The following is a 6225-nucleotide window of genomic DNA, read 5'->3' as shown; positions in this document are numbered from 1 at the left end:
GGCCTCCAGCTCGACCAGCTGTTCCGACAAGCGCTCGACCAGTTCCCCGGCCTCGACCAGGAAATCGTCGCGCAGTTCGGCGTCGAGTGAGGGATCCATGCTCGCTCCGGATCCGCTCAGAAACCGAATTCGCTGAGCAGGCGGTCCGCCTCGTCCTGGCCGGAGATTTTCTCCACCACCGGCGGCGGCTCGCGGCCGGACAGGGCACCGGTCAGGCGCACCAGCTCCAGCAGCGAGGATTCGACCGATTCGATGAAGTTGACCACCTTCTTGATGCGCTGGCCGGATAGGTCCTGCCAGGACTGCGCCATCACCATGTCGTTGAGCCCTTCGCGGCAGGCGCCGGCGAAGCTGCCCGCCTGGCGGGCGAGGTCGGCGACCGGATCGCACGGGGCCGCCGAGGCAAGCACCTGCTCGGCGCTCTGCGCCAGCTTGTCGGCCTCGGGGCTCATCCGCTCGGCGAAATCGATGCTGCGATGGGCCGCCTGGGCGCTCATCTCCAGCACGTCGTTGAGGTGCTTGCGCACGTCGGCGACGCGCCCGGGCACGCCTTCCTGCGCCAGGTCGTTGCCGAGCCGGCTGACCGCGCCGTGCAGGTCGCGCGCGAGCAGGCCGAGCGCACGGAACAGGTGCTGCTCGCGCTGGCGCACCAGTGCATCGAGCGCATGCTCGAAGGCGGCGCCGTCTTCGCTGTTGAGCAGGTCCTTGAGCTCGGGCGGCAGCGCGGCTTCGTCGAAGGTGGAAAGCACGGCACTCATGCGCTGGCTCCCGCTGCGGCGAGGCGCTCGAAGATCTTGGTCAGTTTTTCCTTGAGCGTGACCGCATTGAACGGCTTGACGATGTAGCCGTTCACGCCCGCCTGTGCCGCGGCGATGATCTGGTCGCGGTTGTTCTCCGCGGTGACCATCAGCACCGGCAGGCCCTTGAGCGAAGCCTCGGCACGGATCGCCCGCAGCAGGTCGATGCCGGTCATGTTGGGCATGTTCCAGTCGGTGACCACCAGATCGAACGGTTGGCTCTTCAGCATGGTCAGCGCGTTGTTGCCGTCGTCGGCCTCCTGGATCAGCTGGTTGGTGAAGCCCAGTTCCACCAGCAGGTTCCTGACGATGCGCCGCATGGTGGAGAAATCGTCCACCACGAGGATTTTCATGTTCTTGTCCAACGCTTTTTCTCCGTTGCGAGGGTTGCCGCGAACACCCGCCTCTTCGTGGAGCCGCACCCGGGAACACGGGAACGACTCGATGACTTTGCCTATTGCCGCCTGGCCGCCTTCTTTTTCTTCGGTTCCACCTCGCCGTCGCGCCAGTCGCCCATGCGCGCGCGCAGCCGCACGATCGCCTGGCCGTGGATCTGGCACACGCGCGACTCGGTCACGCCGAGCACGGCGCCGATTTCCTTGAGGTTCAATTCCTGCTCGTAGTACAGCGACATGACCAGCTGCTCACGCTCGGGCAGGCTGGAGATGCCCTCGATCAGCGCCTGGCGCAGGCCGTCCTGCTCGATGCTCTCGGCCGGACCCATGCTGGCCTGGTCGACCACGTCGAAGGCGGGCGCCCCGTCGCCATCGTCCGGCGCGGTCAGGCTGAGCAAGCGTGCACTGGCGGCGTCGGCGAGGATCTGGTGGTACTCCTCGGCGCTGACCCCCAGGCGCTTGATCACCTCGGCGTCCTCGGCGTCGGCACCGGTCTCGATCTCGATCTGGCGCACCACCTCGGCGACCTCGCGCACCTTGCGGTGCACCGATCGGGGGGTCCAGTCGGTCTTGCGCAACTCGTCCAGCATGGCGCCGCGGATGCGGATGCCGGCATAGGTCTCGAAGCTGGCCGCCCGGTCGGTGGCGTAGTGCCGGGCCGCCTCGAGCAGGCCGATCATGCCCGACTGGATCAGGTCGCCCACATCCACGCTGGGCGGCAGCCGCCCCATCAGGTGATAGGCAATACGTCGCACCAGCGGTGCGTGCTGACGCACCAACTCATCTGCGCTCTGTCGCTGCAGTTGGAGATATTCCGATGCCACGCTCATCTCACCACCCCGACGCCGACACGGCCTGGCCACCGAAAAAGGCGATGCGATCCAGGCCCGCGCGCGCGGGTTCCTCCCAGTTATCGACCGCACCTGCCAATTGCTTGAATGCCTGCGACGACCGCGCCGATGGCCACAGGTCCACCACCGCGCTCTGGCGGCGGATCGCCTGTTTGAGCCGCTCGTCCTGCGGCACGAAGCCGAAGAAATCGAGCACCACGTCCAGGAAGCGGTCGCTGACCTTGGCCAGCTTCTGGTGCAGCGCGCGGGCCTCGCCCAGGTTCCGCACCAGGTTGGCCACGAAGCGGAAGCGGCGCACGCCGAAGTCGCGGCTCAGGACCTTGATCAGGGCGTAGGCGTCGGTGAGCGAGGCCGGCTCGTCGCAGACCACCAGCACTACGTCGTCGGCGGCCGCGGCGAACATCGCCACGTTGTCCGACAGGCCCGCGGCGGTGTCCACCAGCAGGTAGTCCGGCGGCCTGGGCAGCTCGTCGAAGGCGCGGATCACCGCCGCGTGCTCGCCGTTGCCCAGCTGCGCCAGGCGGCGCGCACCGGAGCCGCCCGGGATCACCTTCAGTCCGTGCGGGGCATCGAGCACCAGTTCCTCCAGCGCGGCCGAGCCGTCCAGCAGGTGGCCCAGGTGGCGCGAAGGGGCCAGGCCCAGCAGCACGTCGACATTGGCCAGGCCCATGTCGGCGTCCAGCAGCATCACGTCGCGCCCCGCCATCGCCAGGCTCATCCCCAGGTTGACCGCCACGGTCGTCTTGCCGACGCCGCCCTTGCCACCGGCCACCGCGATCGCGCGGCAGCGGCGGCGCGGTGCGCCCAGGTCGCCCGCCTGGTGCGGCCTGTGCGGTGCGGGCGGCGCACCGTCGCGCTCGCCCGTGATCGCATTGAACATGTCTTTCAAGCCCCACGCCTGATTCATTGCAAGGATTCCGCTCATGCCTGGGCCACCATCGTCCCGAAGCGCTCGGCCAGCACCGCCTCCTCGGCGGCCGGCACCTGGCCCTTGAGCGCCTGCGCGGCGCGGCACACCAGGAGGCGTGCGTCGGCGGCGGCGATGTCCTCGGGCACGCGCTGGCCGTCGGTGGTGTAGTCCAGCGCCAGCCGGTGGCGGATCAGCACCGACAGCGCGCCGCCGAGGCTGGGCGCCTCATCGAGTTTGGTCAGGATCGCCGCGTGCGGCTTGGCCGGCAGGTAGGCGCGCACGGCCTCGTCGAGCGACTGCGCCTGCGCGTTGGCGGCCAGCACCAGGCAGACGCGCAGCTCGCCCGCCTCGCCCAGGGCCTCCAGTTGTTCGGCCAGCCGCGGGTCGTTGCCGGCAAGCCCGGCGGTGTCGACGAGCACGGTATGGCAACCCTTCAGGAGTTCCAGCACCTGGCGCAGGCTCTGCGCGTCGTAGGCCGGGTACACGCGCACGCCGAGCAGGCGGCCGTAGTGTTCCAGCTGCGCGGCGGCGCCGATGCGGTAGTGGTCGGTGCTGACCAGCGCGACCTGCGAGGCGCCGTGGCGAACCACCGCGCGGGCGGCAAGCTTCGCGAGCGTGGTCGTCTTGCCCACGCCGGTCGGTCCGACCAGGGCGGTGACACCGCGCTCCTCCGAACGCCCGCGACCGCTGACCGCGATGCCGCGGCTGAGCATGCCCAGCGGCAGGTAGCGCGCCTGTTCGGGGGTCATCTGCGCGGGCAGTTCGTCGGCCAGCGCGCGGGCCACGTCGGCGTCGATGCCGAGCCGGGTCAGCTCGCGCAGCACGCGGGCATGCATCGGCTGGCGACGTTCCATGTCGTTCCAGGCCAGGCTGGAGAGCTGCATCTCGAGCATCTCGCGCAGGCTGGACAGCTCGGCGCGCATGCGCACGGTGTCCTGCGCGGCGCGCTCGATCAGCGGATGCACCGCAGGCTCGGCCGGGACTTCCGCTGCCTGCGGCGGCTGCGGTGCCGGGGCCTTCGCCTGGACCAGACCTTCGGCCTGGGCGCGGGGCGCCGCGTGCGGGGCGCGCGCTTCGGCACGTACCGGCTTCGGTTCCCTTTCCTCCGGGGCCACGGCGGGAGCCGCCTTCGCGGCGCTCTCGACCGGCGTCGGACGATTGGCGGGCGCCAGCGTTTCGACGCGTGCCTCGCGCGCCGGCGGGGGCGGCGGAGGCGGCGGAGGCGGCGTGGCGGCGCGGGCCGGCAACGCCGGCGGCTCCGCGGCGGGCGCGGGCGCCGCGCCGTGGCGCGCGGCCTCGCGCACCAGCGCCTCGTCGTAGTCGACGGCGGCGATGATCTCGATGCCCTCGTCCAGCCGGCGGGTGGACAGGATCACCGCGTCGGGGCCCTGTTCCTCGCGCACTTCGCGCATCGCCTGGCGCATGTCCGGCGCCACGAAACGTTTGATCTTCATTGCCTGCTCCGCAAGCGGATGGCGGCCATCGTGTCCGCCGCGCAGGCGCCCCGCGGGCCTTGCGCTGTCTGCATGTGCCACTGGCGAATCACGATGCCCGTCTCCCGGCCTTTAACGTCCCAGCGCCTGGACCAGCCGCACCCTGCGGTTGTCCGGCACCTCGTTGTAGGCCAGTACGTGCAGGTTCTGTGCCACGTGGCGGGTGAAGCGCGCGAGCCACGGTCGCAGCTGCGGCGCGACCAGCAACACGGCCGCCTCGCCGCTCATTTCCTGGCGCCTCGCGGCGTCGGCGACGCTCTGCTGCAGGCGGTCGGCCAGGCCCGGTTCGACCGCCGCGCCGGCCACGCCGCCGCCGGAGAGCGAATTCATGAGGATCTGTTCGAGCTCCGGCGCCAGCGTGATCACCGGCACCTCGGTACCCAGCCCGGTGATTTCCTGCACGATCTGGCGGCCCAGCGCGACGCGCACGGCGGCGGTGAGCATGCCGGGATCCTGACTCTGCCCCGCGTGCTCCGCCAAGGTTTCGACGATCGTGCGCATGTTGCGGATCGGCACGCGCTCGGCCAGCAGGTTCTGCAGCACCTTGACCACCACGCCCAGCGCCATGCGCTTGGGGACCAGGTCCTCGACCAGCTTCGGTGCGGTCTGCGCCAGGCGGTCCAGCAGCTGCTGCACGTCCTGGTGGCTGATCAGCTCGTGCGCGTGGGTCTGCAGGATGTGCGACAGGTGCGTGGCCACCACGGTGGCCGGATCGACCACGGTGTAGCCCAGGCTCTGCGCCATCTCGCGCTGGCCCTGCTCGATCCATACGGCTTCCAGCCCGAACGCCGGGTCCTGGGTCTGGATGCCCTGCAGCGGCCCGTGCACGCGGCCGGGATTGATCGCCATCAGCCGCTCGCTGTGCACCTCGGCCTCGCCCATCGGCACGCCCATCAGGGTGATGCGGTAGGTGTTGGGACCCAGGTCCAGGTTGTCGCGGATGTGCACCGCCGGCACCAGGAAGCCGAATTCCTGCGACAGCTTGCGCCGAACCGACTTGATCCGGCCCATCAGCTCGCCGCCCTGGTGGGTGTCCACCAGCGGGATCAGCCGGTAACCGACTTCCAGGCCGAGCGGATCGACGCTGGCCACGTCGTCCCAGTTGAGTTCCATGCGTTCGGCCGGGACCGCGGGCGCGGCAGCCGGCTCGGCGACCGCCTCGGCGAGCTTTTCCTTCGTCTCGCGCTCGCGCTTGATCATCAGGTACGCCGCGCCGCCGCAGCAGCCGCCCAGCAGCAGGAAGGCCAGGTTCGGCATGCCCGGAATCAGCCCCATCACGCCCAGCACCGCGCCGGCCACCGCCAGCGCGCGCGGCTGGCCGAACACCTGGCCGATCACCTGCTTGCCCATGTCCTGCGACTTGGACACGCGGGTGACGATCACCGCCGTGGCGATCGAGAGCATCAGTGCCGGCACCTGCGCGACCAGGCCGTCGCCGATGGTCAGCAGGGTGTAGGTCTTGGCCGATTCGCCCGCGCCCAGGCCGTGCTGGAACATGCCGACGAAGAAGCCGCCGACGATGTTGATGAACAGGATCAGGATGCCGGCGGTGGCGTCGCCGCGGACGAACTTGGAGGCACCGTCCATCGAGCCGTAGAAGTCCGCTTCCTCGCGCACTTCCTGGCGGCGCTCGCGCGCCTGTTCCTGGGTCAGCAGGCCGGCGTTGAGGTCGGCGTCGATCGCCATCTGCTTGCCGGGCATCGCGTCCAGGGTGAAGCGGGCGGTCACTTCCGACACGCGGGTGGCGCCCTTGGTGACCACCACGAAGTTGATGATGGT

At 70.1% G+C, this 6225-nt stretch carries 6 protein-coding genes; all 6 read right to left on the bottom strand.

Annotation, left to right across the window (positions count from 1 at the left end; all coding sequences use genetic code 11):
• Positions 1-116: 116 nt before the first annotated feature.
• The gene (locus VFH59_RS04800; RefSeq protein ID WP_325163745.1) at positions 117-758 is read right to left on the bottom strand and encodes a protein phosphatase CheZ; all 642 of its coding nucleotides are present in this window, start codon (positions 756-758) and stop codon (positions 117-119) included.
• Entirely contained in the window at positions 755-1162 is a 408-nt protein-coding gene (locus VFH59_RS04795; RefSeq protein WP_325163744.1) for a chemotaxis response regulator CheY, read from the bottom strand. The genes VFH59_RS04800 and VFH59_RS04795 overlap by 4 nt, the downstream gene beginning before the upstream one ends.
• An 89-nt stretch (positions 1163-1251) precedes the next feature.
• Positions 1252-2022, bottom strand: coding sequence for an RNA polymerase sigma factor FliA (locus tag VFH59_RS04790; protein WP_325163743.1), 771 nt, complete (start codon positions 2020-2022; stop codon positions 1252-1254).
• A gap of 1 nt (position 2023) precedes the next feature.
• The gene (locus VFH59_RS04785; protein WP_325163746.1) at positions 2024-2950 is read right to left on the bottom strand and encodes a MinD/ParA family protein; all 927 of its coding nucleotides are present in this window, start codon (positions 2948-2950) and stop codon (positions 2024-2026) included.
• Between the two features lie 14 nt (positions 2951-2964).
• A complete protein-coding gene (gene flhF, locus VFH59_RS04780) occupies positions 2965-4407 on the bottom strand; it encodes a flagellar biosynthesis protein FlhF (RefSeq protein WP_325163742.1) in 1443 nt (480 codons plus the stop codon).
• Between the two features lie 111 nt (positions 4408-4518).
• A partial coding sequence (locus tag VFH59_RS04775; protein WP_325163741.1) for a flagellar biosynthesis protein FlhA occupies positions 4519-6225 on the bottom strand: 1707 nt, incomplete at its 5' end.

Origin of the sequence: Frateuria sp. (genome assembly GCF_035695185.1) — a bacterium.
Taxonomy (GTDB): domain Bacteria; phylum Pseudomonadota; class Gammaproteobacteria; order Xanthomonadales; family Rhodanobacteraceae; genus Frateuria_A.
This window is presented reverse-complemented; position numbering and strand designations above follow the sequence as displayed.